15 protein-coding genes and 1 pseudogene are annotated in these 17254 nt (G+C 66.4%); 8 read left to right on the top strand and 8 right to left on the bottom strand.

All coding sequences use genetic code 11. The annotated features are described in order from the left end of the window. Positions 1–543 precede the first annotated feature (543 nt). The 3 genes and pseudogenes from ACQR13_RS05085 to ACQR13_RS05075 all read right to left on the bottom strand — a co-directional run bounded on the left by ACQR13_RS05085 (position 544) and on the right by ACQR13_RS05075 (position 1876). Positions 544–933 (bottom strand): hypothetical protein, encoded by a 390-nt coding sequence (locus ACQR13_RS05085; RefSeq protein WP_316172730.1) that lies wholly within the window; start codon positions 931–933, stop codon positions 544–546. A 14-nt stretch (positions 934–947) separates the two neighbouring features. Then, positions 948–1223, bottom strand: coding sequence for a hypothetical protein (locus tag ACQR13_RS05080; RefSeq protein ID WP_316172731.1), 276 nt, complete (start codon positions 1221–1223; stop codon positions 948–950). A gap of 349 nt (positions 1224–1572) precedes the next feature. Further along, a pseudogene (locus tag ACQR13_RS05075) lies at positions 1573–1876 on the bottom strand (HigA family addiction module antitoxin). Between the two features lie 326 nt (positions 1877–2202). Between ACQR13_RS05075 and ACQR13_RS05070 the strand changes: the two are divergent. After that, a complete protein-coding gene (locus ACQR13_RS05070) occupies positions 2203–3390 on the top strand; it encodes a TCR/Tet family MFS transporter (protein ID WP_316172732.1) in 1188 nt (395 codons plus the stop codon). 38 nt (positions 3391–3428) lie between these two features. Beyond that, on the top strand, positions 3429–3644 hold the full coding sequence (locus ACQR13_RS05065; RefSeq protein WP_315769653.1) for a hypothetical protein: 216 nt from the start codon (positions 3429–3431) through the stop codon (positions 3642–3644). A 245-nt stretch (positions 3645–3889) separates the two neighbouring features. Here ACQR13_RS05065 and ACQR13_RS05060 read toward each other — a convergent pair whose 3' ends face one another. Beyond that, positions 3890–4330, bottom strand: a complete 441-nt coding sequence (locus tag ACQR13_RS05060; protein ID WP_316172733.1) for a hypothetical protein — start codon at positions 4328–4330, stop codon at positions 3890–3892. Between the two features lie 326 nt (positions 4331–4656). On the opposite strand from ACQR13_RS05060, the gene ACQR13_RS05055 reads away from it, so the two are divergent. Beyond that, complete coding sequence (locus tag ACQR13_RS05055; protein WP_316172734.1) at positions 4657–4809, top strand: hypothetical protein; 153 nt, start codon at positions 4657–4659, stop codon at positions 4807–4809. Positions 4810–5087: 278 nt separating this feature from the next. Here the strand turns inward: ACQR13_RS05055 and ACQR13_RS05050 are convergent, their stop codons facing one another. Further along, positions 5088–6329 (bottom strand): NF038122 family metalloprotease, encoded by a 1242-nt coding sequence (locus ACQR13_RS05050; protein ID WP_316172735.1) that lies wholly within the window; start codon positions 6327–6329, stop codon positions 5088–5090. A gap of 252 nt (positions 6330–6581) precedes the next feature. Here ACQR13_RS05050 and ACQR13_RS05045 point away from each other — a divergent pair, with 252 nt between their 5' ends. After that, entirely contained in the window at positions 6582–7532 is a 951-nt protein-coding gene (locus ACQR13_RS05045) for an aldo/keto reductase (protein ID WP_315715410.1), read from the top strand. A 289-nt stretch (positions 7533–7821) separates the two neighbouring features. Then, the gene (locus ACQR13_RS05040; RefSeq protein ID WP_316172736.1) at positions 7822–8985 is read left to right on the top strand and encodes a TAXI family TRAP transporter solute-binding subunit; all 1164 of its coding nucleotides are present in this window, start codon (positions 7822–7824) and stop codon (positions 8983–8985) included. A 31-nt stretch (positions 8986–9016) separates the two neighbouring features. Here ACQR13_RS05040 and ACQR13_RS05035 read toward each other — a convergent pair whose 3' ends face one another. After that, positions 9017–10465 (bottom strand): sensor histidine kinase, encoded by a 1449-nt coding sequence (locus tag ACQR13_RS05035; protein ID WP_316172737.1) that lies wholly within the window; start codon positions 10463–10465, stop codon positions 9017–9019. Further along, entirely contained in the window at positions 10462–11133 is a 672-nt protein-coding gene (locus ACQR13_RS05030) for a response regulator transcription factor (RefSeq protein WP_315715407.1), read from the bottom strand. The genes ACQR13_RS05035 and ACQR13_RS05030 overlap by 4 nt, the downstream gene beginning before the upstream one ends. A 414-nt stretch (positions 11134–11547) precedes the next feature. Between ACQR13_RS05030 and ACQR13_RS05025 the strand changes: the two genes are divergently transcribed. Then, the gene (locus ACQR13_RS05025; protein ID WP_434862622.1) at positions 11548–13104 is read left to right on the top strand and encodes a glycosyltransferase family 39 protein; all 1557 of its coding nucleotides are present in this window, start codon (positions 11548–11550) and stop codon (positions 13102–13104) included. A gap of 102 nt (positions 13105–13206) precedes the next feature. Here the strand turns inward: ACQR13_RS05025 and ACQR13_RS05020 are convergent, their stop codons facing one another. After that, entirely contained in the window at positions 13207–13530 is a 324-nt protein-coding gene (locus tag ACQR13_RS05020; RefSeq protein ID WP_434862621.1) for a hypothetical protein, read from the bottom strand. An 895-nt stretch (positions 13531–14425) separates the two neighbouring features. Here ACQR13_RS05020 and ACQR13_RS05015 point away from each other — a divergent pair. Both ACQR13_RS05015 and ACQR13_RS05010 read left to right on the top strand, forming a co-directional pair. Further along, on the top strand, positions 14426–15856 hold the full coding sequence (locus ACQR13_RS05015) for an SWIM zinc finger family protein (RefSeq protein ID WP_434862620.1): 1431 nt from the start codon (positions 14426–14428) through the stop codon (positions 15854–15856). 2 nt (positions 15857–15858) lie between these two features. Then, positions 15859–17253, top strand: coding sequence for a DUF5691 domain-containing protein (locus tag ACQR13_RS05010; protein ID WP_434862619.1), 1395 nt, complete (start codon positions 15859–15861; stop codon positions 17251–17253). The last annotated feature ends 1 nt before the right edge of the window (position 17254 follow it).

Raw genomic sequence — 17254 nt, 5'->3', positions numbered from 1 at the left:
GGGCGCGGGGAAGACCGGACCTCGACTGAGGCCCGTGGCCCGCCTGCAGAAAAAAATTCAGGCGGCAGGTACCACGGTTCAGCCGGACGACCCGGCCTTCCCCGCGCGCTGGTTTTAACGGCTGCTTCGCGATCTCCCTGGGGACCGGGCTGTCTTGCCCCCATCACAGGCGAGACGCGTCTGACGCATCATCGACCGGCTTGACCTCAGCATCGGGAGGCCAGGACCACGCGACTTGACCGTACGCACCAGGCCTGCTCGCCGGCTCCGCAAATGCAGAGCCCCAAGCCCGACACGTCCACCGCTTCCCGCTTGCTACGCTCCGTGACGATCGGCCGAAACGCCCCTCTTCATCGCGAGCGGGATGCCCGGAAACATCGTTCTGATTTGCCCGACGGTGCAAGCCGGGAAGCGTGCGACAAACTGGCTCGACGGGCAGTTTGCACATGCGGGGATGCGGGAAATGCCTGTCGGGCAGCGACGGCGCCAAGGCTTTAAGTCCAACAAGACAGTTTTCGCATACTGTCCCTGTAACAAAGGCATCTAAAAAGGGGCAGACTGTTTTAGTGGACCGGTCAACGCTACAACACTCTTGATCTCACTCGATGGAATATATGCTACTCTGTCATTTACATAGATAAGAAAGCCGCTCGATGACGAGCGCAATATCTTGGCATTTGCAAATACACGCTCTTTTGTCGCAACTTCGAAGACCTCAGTACTCTTCATTTGAAGAGTGCAAACCCACGCACCTATCAAAACAAAAAACAGCATCGCTGCCCAAGATGAAAAGAAGATGCCACTTGAGTTTACCGACCCAGCACTGACCAAATCATCATAGCTAAATGCGGCCATGTAGATCGAAATAGCTGCCACCCACACGATGGCCGACGGCAAGGTGACGCCGTAGATATGACCGGCCATCATGCCCAATGGCGCACTCAAGATTAAAAGAGCCGCAAAAACCTTACACCGATCCCTCTTTTCCTTAGTTGCGCCATCACGCTGGGGCCGGACTCCTGAATAACTCCAAATATCGTTGGCCCAAGAAGAAGAATCAGAACAATCACCAAACCGAAAGAATAGGCAATGTTGGTGATGTCCACAATTCCGATGAAATGAATGCCAATTGGCATAAAATAGCCGATGTTGAATAGCGATACGATTGCGATCGCAATCGCGGTGAAGATTGGCCAATGTTTCGAGATGCGTTCAAGCACCATCTTCCCCCATTCGCCGGATTTGCGCTACGCCGAACCATAACACGGCGCGACGCCGGTCCCATCGACAATCACACAAGATTCCGTAACAGGCGAACCTTGTATTGCAGGCCGTCATGCCACGGTCCTCAGACCCTCGACGACAACTGCTCAAGCTTACCTCAGCTATCATGTACACACGCCGGACCCACAGTTGCCGGATTGCCGCTCGCCGCCGTTCAGGCCGCGACGGCTAGTCTCAAGGAACTGCGATGACATTGTATATGGCAAAACGCCTTGCCGGCTCATGACCCGCTGGGCAGGAGCCGGCAAAGGCACCACCGTCGCCAACAGGCCTATGTCGTCTCCCGAGCTAGACCGCTTGCGGCTTATTCACCGTCTCGATGCGATCGAGAACCCTGCCAAGCTTTCGCTTGGCGATCTAGACATCATAACCCGTCTGCAGATTGAGCCAGAGCTCCGGCGTCGTAGCGAGCGCCTTGCGAGCGGGAGCGCGGTGTCGGCCGTGATGCCGGTCTGCTCGCTGGCGATCCGCTCGATGCGGGTTCGCGGCAGGCCGCAGACCTTGGCGACAGCACCGGCCGACATTTCGATCGGAATAAGGAATTCCTCGCGCAGAACCTCGCCAGGATGCGAGGCTTGAGCTTCTTGGTCATCGCCGCGGCCGATCTCGGCGACTTGAGATCGCTCCCGGCAGTCCCTGCTCCGGCGGAGGCGCCCACTGACCGGCCTTCGCTCGACTATGCATTGAATGCACCGATCGTCGTTCGGAAAAGGCGGCTTGCGCCGCCCGATCTCGGCGTGTAGACGGCGCCTGTCGCGAAAAGCGGTCGTTGCCTGCGGCCGAGTACAAGCCGTCCATCTGCCTTTTGGCATGGACCGGCCCAGCGTCTCCCACACATCGATCGCCTGACGGATCGTCAGGCTCCAGCGAGCGGTCGCGCGTGTTTGCGCCATCGGCTCGCGTGGACCGGAGCGCGCCATGACCAGGGCTGTTGCCGTCATCTATCTCACCATCGTGCTCGATGCCGCCGGCATCGGGCTGATCTTTCCGATCCTGCCGTCGCTGCTGCACGACGTGACCCACACCGACGACGTGGCGTTCCTTCTCGGCGTCATGACGGCGCTCTACGCCGCGATGCAGTTCATCTGCGCCCCGGTGCTGGGCTCGCTGAGCGATCGGCTCGGCCGGCGCCCGCTGCTGCTGGTCTCGCTGGCCGGCGCCATCGTCAACTACCTGTTCCTGGCCGCTGCGCCCGATCTCTGGATGCTCCTGCTCGGCCGCGCCATCGCCGGCGTCACCAGCGCCAACGTCTCGGTGGCCACCGCCTACATCACCGACGTCTCGCGCGAGGACGAGCGGGCCCGCCGCTTCGGCCTCCTCAATGCGATGTTCGGCATGGGATTCATCATCGGGCCCGTGCTCGGCGGCGCGCTCGGCGACCATTGGCTGCGGCTGCCGTTCGTCGTGGCGGCGGCCTTGAACGGATGCAACGTCCTGCTGGCGTTGCTGATGCTGCCGGAATCGCGACCGCCGGGCCCTGGCAAGATCGAGATCGCAGTTCTGAACCCGCTGCGGCCACTGCGCTGGGTGTTCGCCGTCAAGAGCCTGCTGCCGGTCGTTCTCCTCTTCTTCCTGTTCAGCGCGACCGGCGAGGCCTATGGCGTCTGCTGGGCGCTGTGGGGCGGCGACACCTTCCACTGGAGCGGTCTTTGGATCGGCCTGTCGCTCGGCACCTTCGGGGTGTGCCAGATGCTGGCCCAAATATTCCTTCCCGGTCCGGCCGTGAGATTGCTGACCGAGCGCGGCGCCATCCTGACCGGAGTGACCTGTGTCTGCACGGCCCTCACCGCCATGGCGTTCGCCAACCAGAGCTGGATGGTGTTTGGCGCGATGCCGCTGTTCGCGCTCGGCGGCATGGGCATGCCGGCCCTGCAGTCGATCGCCACCCGTCAGGTCGACGCACATTTGCAGGGCCAGTTCCAGGGCGTGCTCGCCGCCACGGTCAGCCTCGCCTCGATCGTTGCGCCGCTCGGCTTCTCGAGCCTGTACTTCGCCGTCAGGGACGAATGGCCCGGGGCGATCTGGCTGTCGGTCGTCGCCATCTACGCGATCGCCATTCCCGTCGTCGTCACGCTGCGCCCGGCCAAGCCGGCGTCTGCGCCCTGATGCGTCGGAACCATCGCCGTCGCCGCTCGTTGGCCCGGATGCCTGAGATCGAACTCGCAAAGCCGCTCGTTCGAGCGATGCAGATCTATCGTCGCGTGGCCAGACACGATCTGGACCAGGGAGCGCGGCGCGCCCTGGCGCGGCATATCCGCGGACTGGCCGAACAAGGCGTGCATGATCCCGGCCGGCTGACCGTGTGCGGCCTCAGCTATCTGCGCAAGCTCGACCGACAACGCGGCTCCGACCAATCCTGATCTGCCGTGCCGGGACGCGGCGGGCGATCGGCCAGCTCGCCGCCCCGCGGTCACGGTGACAGTGCACGAAGCTTGAGATCCCCCTGCCCGCCGACACGCCAAGCCTCCGGTCCTCAAGCCGCCCGGAATCTTGGCGAGAGCGCCCGCTCACATCTCGAGCGTAACCAGGAACTCCTCGCGCAGAACTCTCCGGGATGCATCGGCTCGAGCTTCTTGGTCATTACGGCAGCTCTTGAAGCTCGGAGCTAGCAGCTCGAGTCCCCACCGGCCCAGCGGTAGATACGGTCGCTCAGGGGGCCTGCTCCCATGGGGTTGCTGACCTTGATGGTGACGCGCGAGCCGGAGCCGGACTTTTCGATGCGCGCCGCGACGAAGTAGTTCATCCGGACCCCATAGCTGCCTGCGACCAGGCGAAACTCCGCAAAGCCGCGGTCGCGGTGTAGCTCGCCTTCAGATTCGATCTGTCCCCCGCCCGGGTTGCCCGGATTGCCAAAGACCCGGACGGGCGGATAACAGCGCTTGCCGGTCTCGCTCAAGCGGCGGAAGATCTCCTCGTAACTTTCGGAAAAGCTTTTGCTGTCGGCGACGTCGCGCGAATTCAGGCCCTCCGGCGACATCGCACATCCACCGAGTAGCGCCATGGCAGCCCCCATCAGCGCCGCACGCAAAGCGAACTTCATTTCCATGAACGATCCCCCAGCGCCCAACGATCGCCTCGCCCCCGAGTAATCACCGTCGTATTCGCGCTACCTGAAAGATACGCGAGTTCCCGTGAACCGTGCAATATGCGACGCGTCCAGACTTGGTGCTTTTGCCCCGGAGATGTCCTGACATGGCGGTCGGAGACTGAGGTCGAGGTCAACCCGCCAGCAGGGGTCGTCGTCTATCGGTAGGAGCCGAACGCGGGGACCATCCGCATCGTTTGCGCGTGAGCGAAAATCAGCGGCGCACCAGTTGGCTCCGATGATGGGCCGGCATTCGGAACGATCGCCGCCAGCTTCCGTTGACTTCGATGCCTCGGATCGAACTTGCCAAGCCGCTCTCGCGAGCGATGCAGATCTATCGCCGCATGGCCAGACACGATCTGGACCAGGGGACGCGGCGCGCGCTGGCGCGGCACATGCGCGGGATGGCCGATCAGGCGTGCATGATCCCGGCCGGCTGACCGCCTGCGGCTTGAGCGATTTGCGTCAACTCGACCGACAACGCGACCGCGAGCGATCCTGACCTGTCGCGTCGGACACATGGCGATCGATCGTGAGCAGACCGCACCTCCGATCCGCCCGATCGCCTGGCTACATCACGCCTTTCAGTTCAGGCGAGTGCGACGGAGATGGCCGGGGCAAGCCCGGCCATGACGACGATGAAATGGCGGGCATGACTTAGATCGACTACGCGATGGCCTTCTCGCGCCCAATCAATCCTCTGCTGGTAGCGACCGCCTCAGTTCGCACTGATCGCGTGCAGATGCATCGCGAGCATCATCGGATCGTGGTGCGGCTCGGCGGAATAGGACGCATGGGCCGTTGCTTGGTCATGGTTCGCGCCGGCATCGGCGCCATTCAGCGCAGCAGCGTCGGCCTGGACATTCGCCAGCACCTGCGCGGCGCCGGCGGCATCACCCAGCTTGGTGAGGCTGGCGGCCGTCTCGGCGGCCACCGCGGAGGCGATCGCGACGGCCTGCTGCGGCGTCTGCACCGGTGCGGCGACCCCGGCGGCGTGCGGGATCTGGGCGAGCAGGGCCTGCGTGTCGGGAGTCGAGATATTGTAGCCGAGCGTCTCCAGCACCACGAGATCGATCGGCGACAGCGTCTGCGACGTGGTCGGATTGTAGAATTCGTTCAAGGGATCGCGGGCGCCCTGGATGCCGGTGTTGAGGAAGTCGGCCGGGTCCGACATCTGGCCGTAATCGGCGATCTTGGTGAGCCCGCCGTCGAGCGAGAAATACGCGGGAGGCGCCGAGCTGATGCTGTTGTTGATCAGATGCTGCCCCGGCTTGGTGAAGTCGAACAGGTCGAAGATGTCGAGATTGCCCGGCGACGGCACCCGTCCCAGCGCATGCGACAGTTCGTGCAGCGCGACGCCGACCAGCGACTGCGTCGGGATGTCGGTGTTGAAGACGGCGAAGCCGTCCTCAGTCGTCGTGCTGTTTGGATCGATGAGCCCGAGCACCTTGGCCTGAGCATTGGCGACGAACACCTGGGAATGGCCCTGCACTGCCCGCCCCGTCGGCAGGTTGTCGAACACCGTGTCGCCGGCCGCCGCGTGGTCCTGCAGATCGGTTCGGAGCTGCGCGTAGCTGGTGAGCACGCCATTGGAGACATTGGCGCCGGCCCCGCCGCCGGTGCCGGCGAAATCGATCGCGAGGTTGACCGTGGCCTGATCGGTGATCGCCGAGGACAGGATCGCCGCCGCCTGCTCGACGCCGGCGCGGAAGCTTTCGGGCGCGGCCGCGGCGGCGGCATCGAAGGTGAGGTTGAAGGTGAGCCCGCCGGTGTGAACCGAGACGGTCTCGGAGCCGTCGGCGTGTACCACCGGATCCGACACCGCGCCGGGCGGCAGCAGCACGACAGGCGAGGCAGCCGCAGCCATATTGGTCGTCGTGTTCTTCGCCGCCGCGGCCGGATCGGGCATCATGAGGCCATCTGAGCTCAGCCCGAGCTGGTCATGGGTCAGCGTGTTCATCAGACGGACTCCTTGATCATGGCCCCCCGCGTCTCCAGCTGCGAGGCGTTCGCAGGCTGCGACCATCATCGGCAAGTGAGTGAAAAGTCTGACGCTGCCGGACCCACTTCGGGGCAGCCGTGCCACGGTTTGGATGCGGCCGGGCGGGCCCGCCATGCTCCTGCCGCGCTGGTCTCGCGCGACGAATGACGGCAATCTGCGGCAGGCGTCCGCGACGGATGCAGCCAACATCATTCAGATCGAGAGCCTCCCATGAAGATGCGCCCGCTCGGCCGTTCCGGCCTCAACGTTCCGCCCCTCTGCTTCGGCTGCAACGTGTTCGGCTGGACGGTGGACGAGGCGGCCTCGTTCCGCCTGCTCGACAAGGTGCTGGAGTCCGGCATCAACTTCCTCGACACGGCGGACGTCTATTCGCGCTGGGTGCCCGGCCACAGCGGCGGCGAGTCCGAGACCATCATCGGCAAATGGATGAAGCTGCGCGGCAATCGCGATCGTGTCATCCTCGCCACCAAGGTCGGCATGGACATGGGCGACGGCAAGGTCGGGCTGAAGGCCGACTACATCGCGCGCGCGGTGGAGGACAGCCTGCGCCGGCTGCAGACCGACGTGATCGATCTCTATCAATCGCACAAGGACGACGAGACGACGCCGCAGGAGGAGACGCTGGCGGCCTATGACAGGCTGATCAAGGCCGGCAAGGTGCGGGTCATCGGCGCCTCGAACTTCTCGGCGGAGCGGCTGCAGGCCGCGCTCGAGCTGTCGGCGAAGAGCGGCTTGCCGCGCTATGAGAGCCTGCAGCCGGAATACAGCCTCGCCGAGCGCGCATCCTACGAAGGCGCGCTGCAACGCGTCTGCGAGAACTACGGCGTCGGCGTCATCACCTTCTTCTCGCTGGCCGCCGGCTTCCTCACCGGCAAGTATCGCTCGGAGGCCGATTTCGGCAAGAGCCCGCGCGGACAGCGCGGCATCCCGAAATACATGAACGAACGCGGCATGCGCATCCTCGCCGCGCTGGACGCGGTCGCAAGGGAGACCGGAGCGCAGCAGGCCTCGATCGCGCTGGCGTGGCTGCTGGCCAAGCCCTCGGTGACGGCGCCGATCGCCAGCGCCACCAGGCCCGAGCACGTCGACACGCTGGTGGCGGCGACGGAGCTCGCGCTGACCGCGGACCAGGTCGCGCGGCTCGACGCGGCGAGCGCGTGAGCGCCGGCGCGCGGCGCCACCATTCAGCGCCGAGCGTGCGACGTTTCGACACGCACGCAGGACGGTCGTTCTCCACCGAACACGGCCTGTGATCGAGGATTCGGCGCGCTCAGCGCCGGTCCTCGATCGCAACACTCGATCACGCTCCTGCACCGCATTTTCAGCACAGCGGTGAAGCGGGCCGGGCGACTTTGCAGCATCTCGCGGATCGCCACCTCACGGCCAAACTTCGGCCGGGATCGAACTGCTAAGTCCACTGTCAATTTAGAATGTATCGAGGAAGCGTTCGGTGAATCGTGTCGCGCGCGTAACTGTTGGCGCATTCGTATTTGCATGTGTTCTGTCATCCCTCGTGGCGCTGTCTGGCAGCGCCCGAGCGCAGCAATTGCCGCAGCGCCCGCCGACCGGCGGCGCCGTCGGTACGCTGCCGGACCGCGAGGCGCTGAACTCCGGCACCGTCACCGTGATCACCGCGCCGATCGGCGGGCCGATGTCGGTCATGGGCTCCGACATGGCCGCGGTGCTCGACGAGGGCGAGAGCCTGCGCGTGCTGCCGATCCTCGGCAGGGGCTCGGCGCAGAACCTCATCGACATCATCATGTTGAAGAACATCGACATGGGCTTCGTCACCACCGACGCGCTGGAATTCGTGAAGACGGAATACAACATTCCAGACATTGCCCAGCGCGTGCGCTACATCGCGCAGCTCTTCCACAACGACGTCCACATCGTCGCGCGGCGCGAGATCCGCTCGCTGGAGGATCTCAATGGACGGCGGGTGTTCGCCGAGCGCTCGATCGGCCTGCCGGCGGCGCGCACGATCTTCCGCCGGCTCGGCATTCGCGCCGACATCGACTCCCAGACCGATCCGACCGGCGGACTGCAGAAGCTGATCGACGGCCAGGGCGACGCCTGGATCGCCTCGGTGTCGAAGGACGCGCCGATCATCAAGGGCATCAAGAACGAGGGCGGCCGGCTGCATCTCTTGACGATCCCCTATGACCACGCGCTGCAGGACATCTATCTGCCGTCGTCGTTCTCGTCCGAGGAATATCCGAACCTGGTGCCGCCGGGCACCAAGGTCGAGACCGTCGCCGCCTCGACCGTGCTGATGGTCTACAATTGGCCGGAGAACAGCGAGCGCTATCGCCGCACGGCGCGGTTCGTCGACGCGCTGTTCGGCAAGATCCAGGTGCTGCAATCGCCGCCGCGGCATCCGAAATGGCGCGATACCGTGCTGTCGGCGCCGGTGCAGGGCCTGGTCCGCTTCAAGGCGGCGCAGGAATGGCTCGATGGCGCTCGCGCCATGCAGTCGCCGGGCCAGGATGCCAACCCGGCCGAATTCCGCAAGTTTCTCGACGAGCGCAAGGCGCAGGCGAGGATGTCGCCGGACGAGGCCGCGCGACTCTACAGCGACTTCCTGAAGTGGCAGCGGAGCAGGGAGCCGCGCTGAGCGCCGAACCGCCGGAAGGAATGTCTCGACATCAGGAGCGCGGCGGCAATCCCGCCTGCTCGGCCGTGCGCCGGACGGCCGGCAATGTCGCATCCGCAGCGCCGCCTTGCGAAGGCGCGGCGCGCGCGAAGCTGAGCTCGACCGTGGTGCCGCCGCCCGGCGTCTCGCGCAGCGCGACGCCGCCCTGATGCGTCGCCATGACCTGCGAGACGATCGAAAGCCCGAGCCCCATGCCTTCGCCGCGAGCGTGGCCGCGCTCGAACGGCCGCAGCAGGCGTTCGGGCTGATCGGATTGCAGGCCGGGCCCCGAATCGATCACGCGCAGGCGCGCCGCGGCGTCGACCTCGACGAGGATCGGACCGCCCGCGCCGGCATGCGCGACCGCATTCCTGATCAGGTTGGAGAGCGCGACCGCGATCGCTGGCTCCGAGCCGCGGATCCGGACCGGCGCATCGCAGCCGGCGAAGCCGATCTCGAGCCCGGAGTGCAGCGCCATCGGCACGTGCTCGGCGGTGACGCGCCGCGCCAACGCGACCAGGTCGATCTCGCCCAGCTCGTCCGGCTCCAGCGAAATCCGCGCCAGTTGCAGCAGCATGGTGACGATCGACGACAGCTTCTGGTTCTCGCCGACCAGTTTCGCGCGCAGGCCGGCATCCGGCACCGCCTCCAGCATGGTGCGGGCGTTGGTCAGCGGGGTCCGCAGCTCGTGGGCGGCATTGGACAGGAAGTTGCGCTGCGCCTCGGCGGCGTGGTCGATGCGCGACAAGGCGCGGTTGAAGGCGGTGACCAGCGGCAGCAATTCGGCCGGCGCGTCCCGCTCGGGCAGCCTTCGGCCGTCGGGCACGCCGTCGATCATCTCGGCCGCGCGTGCGACCGCACGCACCGGGCGGGCGATCAGCGTCGGCACGAACAACAGCGCCGCCAGCACCGTCGCGACCAGGACCAGGATGATCGGAAGCGCGACGATGGTCGCGTCGGTCAAGGTGCCCGTCATCAGCTGCGTCGACGTGTAGGCGACGCCGCCGGTCTCGATCAAGACCTCGCCGACCGGCGTATTGCGGACCGCCATCATCCGTTTCAGGCGCCGGGTCTCGCCGTCGATCGCATAGGCCAGGAAGCTGGTGCCGTTCTGCGACGACGGACCCTTGTGCGGCCGCCATTTCGGAATCGGCCCGTAGCTCACCTCGCCGCTCTTGTCGGAGACGACGTACCAGAACGTCGGGAAGTCCTGCATGATCGTGTCGAGCCGGGGCGTCTGCTTCACGAGCAATTGGCCGCCAGCATCGCGAGCCACGGCCTCCTTCAGCGCATCGGCAACGTCGGCCGCGCCCCACGTGCCGTCATCGTCGCCGCCGAAGCGGATCAGCAAGGCAGCGGCGCAGATCAGCATGATGGTGGTGACGACCGCAATCAGCGTCGCGGAGAGCAGCGTGATGGAGCGGCGGATACGGCTGAGCTTCTGCCACCTCACCTGCGTCACTCGCCGCTCAGGAGATAGCCGAGGCCGCGCACCGGCCTGATCGTCGCCCTGCAATTGGCTTCGCGCAGGCGGCGGCGCAGCCGCGACACATGGGCCTCGATCGCGTTCGACTGGATCTCGTCCTCGAAGCCGTAGGCCGCGGTCTCCAACGTCTCGCGCAGCACCACCCGCCCGCTGCGGCGAACCAGCGCCTCGAGGATCGCCAGTTCGCGCCTGGGCACCACGATCGGCGCCTGGTCGACGCAGACCGCGCGATTGACGATGTCGAAGCCCAGATTGGCGATCGAGACCATCGCGCCGCGGTCGAGAAACAGCCGGCGCAGCACCGCCCTCGCCCGTGCCACCAGCTCGATCGGCTCGAACGGCTTGGCGACGTAGTCGTCCGCGCCCTCGTCGAGCGCACGCGCGATGTCGGCGGGATCGTCGAGCGCCGTCAGCACCACGGTCGCGGGGCTCGGCTTCTGCTGCCGCAGGTCCGGCAATAGCGCCAGCCCGTCGCCGTCCGGTAGTCCGCGGTCAATCACCACGAGCTCGAAATTGCGCACCGCGATCGCCGCCCGCGCCTCGTCGAGCGTCGTGACGATGTCCGACGAGCCGAACGCCGTCGCGAGTGCATCCCGCAGCCAGAGCCCGAGCTGGGGATCGTCCTCAACGACCAGAACGCGCACGCCATCCTCCCGCAACATCGACAATCGGCTGTTCCTATCATTACAGACGGATTACAATAGGATTACGTCGACGGCATTTTGATACCGTTGTTTTTTTCAGCGCTCAATCGAAGTCGACCCGATCTGCTAGGGCTGATCGAGCCTCCATCGCGATATCTCAGTTGCAAGCTGAACGACTTCTCGGCCGGCGCGATTGCAGTGGTATGACGTGCCATGCCGCGATGATCCGATTTTCGACGTCAGCCTTTCGTAATCGTCTCGGCCTAGACTGGCATTCAAATACGCGCCGAGGATTCGCCCGCATGAAGCCTGCCGCATGATCGACCGGACATACCGGGCGATCCGCCATTCTTTGTCGGCCGCGGCTGCCGATCGCGCGTCACATCCGTCGCCTCATCATTGATCAACATCGACATGTTCCATGGCTTTGCGTTCTCGACCGTCGCCGAACGGTCGGACTGTCATCCGGCGGCCTGGCGCCGTCCGTTCCTGCGCTGGCTCGACGGCATCGAGGCCGGCTGGGCCGTGCCGCTGCTGCTGGTGTGCTTCGTGGCCGTGTGGACGGCCTATCTCTCGATCGCCTATGCCGGCGCGGGCCTGCATCCCGACGTGATCGAGACCTGGACATTCGGACGGCAGTTCGCCTGGGGCTACGACAAGCATCCGCCACTGATGGGCTGGATCGCCGGCGCCTGGACCGCCGTCTTCCCTCTTTCCGACTGGTCGTTCCACCTGATGGCGATGACCAATGCGGCGCTGGCGCTGTGGTTCGTCGACCTGATTTCGCGCCGCTTCGTCGTCGGGGACAAGCGGGTGATCGTGCTGCTGCTGCTGATGCTGACGCCGGCCTATCAGTTTCACGCGCAGCGCTTCAACGCGAACTCGGTGCAATTGGCGACGTGGCCGCTCGCCACCTACTGCTTCCTGCGCGCGTTCGAAACGCGAACGATGCCCTGGGCGGCGGCCGCCGGCCTGACGGCCGCGCTCGCGCTGCTCGGCAAGTACTACTCGATCTTTCTGGTGATGAGCTTCGCATTCGCCGCCATGGCGCATCCGCAGCGACGCGCCTATTTCACCTCGGCGTCGCCATGGATCTCCACGGCCGCAGGCCTCGCCGCGCTGTCGATGCATCTCGACTGGCTCGTCGGACATGACGCGGCGCCCATCCAGCACGCGCTGATGCACGCGCGCTCCACCCTGGCGACATCGTCGCGGGATGCCCTGTTCTTCGTGCTGGGGCTCGCGGCCGCGATGGCCGTGCCGGCTGCCACCTGGCTGATCGTCGCCGGCGCCAGGATCAGGTCTTTCGCCACGGAGATGGCCGCGCTGAACGGCGGCCTCCGGCTGTTGTCCTATATCGCCATCGGCACGGTCGGCCTGCCCGTCGTCAACGCGCTGATCATGGGCACCGACCTGCCGTCGCTATGGGCGCTGCAGGGGCTGTTCCTGTTCGTCGTGGTGATCGTCTGCGGCGCAAGCTATCCGATCGCGCGCTTCCACACCGTCAACATCGCGGTGCTGACGGCCGGGATCGCCGTCCTGGCTGCGATCGTCGCGGCGCCGCTCCACGCCTTCTACCGCAACAGGCACGGCTATGAGGAAGGTCGCACCTTCTACCAGCAGACCGCGCGGGAAGCGACGCGCCAATGGCGGGAGTTGACGGGGAAGCCGCTCGAGCATGTCGGCGGCACCGAGAGTCTCGCGCTCGCAACCGCCTTCTACAGCGCTGATCATCCCGCTTACGGTCTGCCCGTCTCGATCCACGAGACCGGTGCGGACTCTGGCAGCGAAGGCTGGATTTCGTTGTGCTTCCGTGACCAGGCGGATTGCATCGGCGCCGCGGAAGCGGTGGCCGCCCGATCCGGCACCTACGTCAAGCGCGAGTTCGCGGTGCAGGCGCGGCTGCTCGGCTGGACAGGATGCACACGAACGGTGGTGGCATTCCTGGTGACACGGCCGAAGGAACCATAGGGTTGAGGCAACGCTGGACGCGGCAGCCTCGTCAACGGATCCGAACATTCGGATCAAGGACAAGGTCCCGTATCGGCGGGACCTTGCGCTCGGGCGGCGGTCTCAGTCGTTGTCCCAGGATCCGTCGGAATAGCCGTCCCGGTAGCCGGACAAATAGCCGTCGCCATAGTTGCCGTATTCCGCGTCGTACTCATAGACGCGGTGACGACGATAGACGACCCGCGGCGGCGGATAGTCCTCGTAGCTGTAGACATAGGTTGGCGCGGAACGGGCGGTTGCCGCCGAACCGATCAGGGCTCCGATCGCCAGACCTCCGACGACGCCGGCGGCGACCGCCGCTCCGCGATTCCCGCCAGCGTTGGCCGGCGTGGCGATCGTGCCTGCGATGGTCGAGGCCATGATCATAAGCGCGCAAATTCGTTTCATTGGGTTCTCCTTGCGATCGGCTCGGCCGTCGCTGCGAGAGCCTCGTGGCTGCGGCTTACCGCATCATTACAGACGGCGGATGGCAGATGCACAACGAACATGTGAGCGCGAGCACCGCCCCGAGCTCCATCATCGCAGGCCGTTCGGACGTGTGGGGCTGGGACACAAACCGAACGGCCTGCTCACTGGACTCCGACGACGTTCGAAGCCATGCGGCGCCAGATCATGATGGAAGGTGCCGCAGGTGGGACGGAGCCGACCTGATCAGGCCGGGCTTTCGGGTCTGCGGCGGCGCTCCAATGTCCTTCCGATCGAACGCCACATCGAGAGACGGCGAGCAATGGCTCATCATGACACGCTGTCGATGGCAAACCGATCTGACCTCGATCAAGGACGCGTTGAAGCTAGCGTCACGGCCTTACCGCAGGATTACAGTACGACGCGGATGATCCGGGCATCTCACCAGTGCATGGCCGGGAAAAATTCCAAGGGCGGCCATGCTGATGGCCTCCGTGCTGAACACAGCGCGCGCGAGCAGCGGGGTTCGATGTGATGGAAGACAACGGGCCCGACAGCGCGCTGATGTGCTTCACGGACGAGCCGTTCCGACGGCGAAACGGCGATGTAGTTCCGTATGAGCGGCGGCGATTTCAGAGCGTCCGGTGCGCGAGCTCGCCGCGGCGTCGGAGATATCGCGCCCGCCTCATGCCCGCCCAGGAAACTCCGCAGTTCCGCCGGCGTGCGCGTGACGCGACGAGCGTTGCGCAGATCGCTCAGTTTCTTTCCCGCGCGACGCGAAGCGAAATCAGCAGGCATCGCGCTGGAATTGTTGTGCGGCTCCGCCGCCATCTGCTAGGGAGTGCGGCATCGCGCGATCAGCCGGTTGGGAGAGTGGGTGTCTCTGACACGCGAACGAATCGAAGGGCTCGCGCCTGATCAGGCCTCACTCGCCGCAGCGCTGAAGCTCGTGAAGCCTGCCAACTGGCCAATGCTGGCCGCGAGCAGCGATGCCGAGGTGCTGTGGGGCGAATGCCAGGGCTCCGGCGCGACGCCGTATCGCGTGGTCGCCGCGGCCGACGGCAGCGGCTACAAATGCACCTGCCCGAGCCGCAAGTTTCCCTGCAAGCACGTGCTGGCGGTGCTGTGGCAGCGGGTCGACAAGCCCGAGCGGTTCGAGACCACCAACCCGCCGCAATGGGTCGAGGATTGGAGCGCGCGGCGGCGCGGCTCGAGCGGCCGCGCGCCGGGCAAGCCCAAGCCGGAGGGCGACGATGCGGGCGCGCCACCGTCGCTCGATGCTGCCCTGGCAGAGGCCGCGACGATTGCTCCCGCCGACCCAAAGGCTGCCGCGCGCGCCGAGGCGCAGCGCGAGCGGATCAGGGCCGAGCGCGAGGCGGCGATCCTCGCCGGACTCGACGAGCTGGAGCGCTGGATCGCGGATCAGCTCACCCAGGGGCTTGCCGATTTCGCCGCCCGCGGCGCGTCCGCCGCGCGCACGCTGTCGACGCGACTGGTCGACGCCAAGGCCGGCGGCCTCGCTGCGCGGCTCGACCAGCTCTCATCCGAACTGTATCGCGTCGGAGAGGATCGCCGCGCCGATCTCGCCATCGAGCAGCTCGGCATCATGTCCCTGATCGCCTCGGCCTACCGGCATCAGGACCGGCTGCCGGCACCGCTGCGCGAGGATGTCCGACGCGCGGTCGGCTGGTCGCTGCGCCGCGAGGAGCTGCTGGCGGACGCCACGGCCCCGCGCGCGAGCAGCGTGTGGATCGTTGCCGCCAACCTGTCCGAAGTGCAGCCGGACAAGCTGCGCAGGCTGGAGACGTGGCTCGTCAACACGGGCGATGACCCCGGCCAGCCGCGCGCCGCGGTGCTGATCGATTTCGTGCCGGTGTCCGGCGGCGGCGCCGGATTTCCGTTCGCGCCGGGGGAGATCATCGACGGCGAGGTCGTGTTCTATCCGTCGGCCGCGCCGTTGCGCGGGCTGCTGGCGAGCCGCAAGACGGCGGCGACCGCGACCTGGCCGCGGCCATCGCCGGGGCTTGCCCCAGCGCTGCAGGACTACACGGCGCGGCTCGCCGCGCTGCCGTGGCTCGATCGCTGGCCGCTGCTGCTCGCGGGCGTCACGCTTCACACCGCGGGAAAGGGTGCGCTCGTCATCGCCGACAAGGCCGGAGCTGCGATCGCGGTGGAGCGCGGCCAGTTCGACCAACTGACGCCGCTGCTCGGCCTCGAGGACCTGTCGCTGCTGTGTCTGTGGGACGGCCGCATTGCGCAGGTGCTGGCCGCCGAAACGGCGCTCGGCCGCTGGCATCACGAGAGCTGACGATGGCGAGCGCGATCGATCCCCAGAGCCATGCCCGCCTGCGCCAATCCTTCCTGCTCGGCCTGGCGCGGCAGCCCTTGACGACGCCGCCGGCGCTGGCCGAGCTGTTGCCACGAGGACGCGAGCCTGCTCTGCCACTGCTGGCGCTGGCCGCACAATGGCAGCGCTTCGCCGGCGCGACGGCGCCCGTCGCCGATCCCGTCCCGGACGCCGCCCTGCGGCTGCACCAGGACGCGCGGCCCATCCTGCCCGAGGCGGCGCGGCGCGCGCTCAAGGCATTGGCGCGCAGCGTCGAGAAGTCGCTGGCGTCGAGCGCCTTGCCGCTCGCGCTGCGCCGTATCCAGGCCGCCGGCTGCCGGCTGCATCCGTTCGATCTGCCGGATTTCGTGCCGCACATCAAGGCCAATGCCGAGGAGCAGGGCCTCGCCGAGCGCGCCTATCTGGCGCTGATCGCCTCCGACGCCGATGACGATGCCACCAAGGGCCTGTTCTTCGAACGCATCACCATGGAGAACTGGACCACCTTCCCGAAGACGCAGCGCCGCGCCTTCGTGGCGGAGCAGCGCCGCAACAATCCCGCCGACGGCCGCGCGCTGATCGAATCGGTCTGGAAGAGCGAGCCCGCGCCGGTCCGCGCTGCGCTGCTCGATGCACTGATGGTCGGCCTCGGCCCCGATGATCGGCCGTTTCTGGAGAGCCTGAGCGCCGATCGCGCCGACAGCGTCAAGCAGATCGCCGCACAGCTCCTGACCCGGATCGCCGAACGCACCGAGCACGGCGCCCGGCTGACCGAGGCCGCGCGATGCTTCCAGCGCGCGGGCTCGTTGCTGGCCAAGATCGGCCTCGGCGCGGCGTCGACAGTGACCTTCAAGCTGCCGGCCGACGGCCTGAAATGGCAGGAGGCCGAGGCGTTGCGCGAGCGGCTGTTCGGCGGGCTGCGGCTCGCCGCGCTCGCCACGGCGGTCGGCGCGCCGCCCGAGGCGCTGATCGCTTCACTGCCGCCGTCCGAGCACCGCGTGCTCACGCTGCTGATGGATGCCGCCGCGGCCGAGGGCGATGACGACACCGTGCTGCGCATCATCGGCGCGCGCCTCTGCGGCGGTGACGCACTGCACGGATATGCGCTGATGTCCTTGGCGGCGAAGGCCCGCCAGCCACTCGCGCCGCAGGTCGCCGAACGCGTGCTCGCATCGCCGGCCTGGCAGAAGGCGATTCAGGACCTCGCCGACGCGACGACGCCGGCGGCGCAGAAGGACGACGGCCGGTTGGTGCTCATGGCTGCGCTGATGCCGCGCGCGACGATGCCCGCCTTCGTCGCCACGCTCACCCCGCTGTCCCCCGCGACCGCGCGCGCGGCCAAGGATTTCACCGACCTCGTTCTCGCGTTGCCGACGTAAC

It is taken from the genome of Bradyrhizobium sp. HKCCYLRH3059, assembly GCF_051168035.1.
In the GTDB taxonomy this organism is placed as follows: domain Bacteria; phylum Pseudomonadota; class Alphaproteobacteria; order Rhizobiales; family Xanthobacteraceae; genus Bradyrhizobium.
The sequence above is the reverse complement of the archived record's forward strand: the minus strand, read 5'-3'. Positions and strand labels throughout refer to the sequence as shown.

Coding starts and splice junctions, on each gene's coding strand:
- ACQR13_RS05060 (WP_316172733.1), bottom strand. CDS start 4,330: ATGGAAATGAAGTTCGCTTTGCGTGCGGCGCTGATGGGGGCTGCCATG.
- ACQR13_RS05045 (WP_315715410.1), top strand. CDS start 6,582: ATGAAGATGCGCCCGCTCGGCCGTTCCGGCCTCAACGTTCCGCCCCTC.
- ACQR13_RS05050 (WP_316172735.1), bottom strand. CDS start 6,329: ATGAACACGCTGACCCATGACCAGCTCGGGCTGAGCTCAGATGGCCTC.
- ACQR13_RS05080 (WP_316172731.1), bottom strand. CDS start 1,223: ATGGTGCTTGAACGCATCTCGAAACATTGGCCAATCTTCACCGCGATT.
- ACQR13_RS05065 (WP_315769653.1), top strand. CDS start 3,429: ATGCCTGAGATCGAACTCGCAAAGCCGCTCGTTCGAGCGATGCAGATC.
- ACQR13_RS05055 (WP_316172734.1), top strand. CDS start 4,657: ATGCCTCGGATCGAACTTGCCAAGCCGCTCTCGCGAGCGATGCAGATC.
- ACQR13_RS05010 (WP_434862619.1), top strand. CDS start 15,859: ATGGCGAGCGCGATCGATCCCCAGAGCCATGCCCGCCTGCGCCAATCC.
- ACQR13_RS05025 (WP_434862622.1), top strand. CDS start 11,548: ATGTTCCATGGCTTTGCGTTCTCGACCGTCGCCGAACGGTCGGACTGT.
- ACQR13_RS05070 (WP_316172732.1), top strand. CDS start 2,203: ATGACCAGGGCTGTTGCCGTCATCTATCTCACCATCGTGCTCGATGCC.
- ACQR13_RS05020 (WP_434862621.1), bottom strand. CDS start 13,530: ATGAAACGAATTTGCGCGCTTATGATCATGGCCTCGACCATCGCAGGC.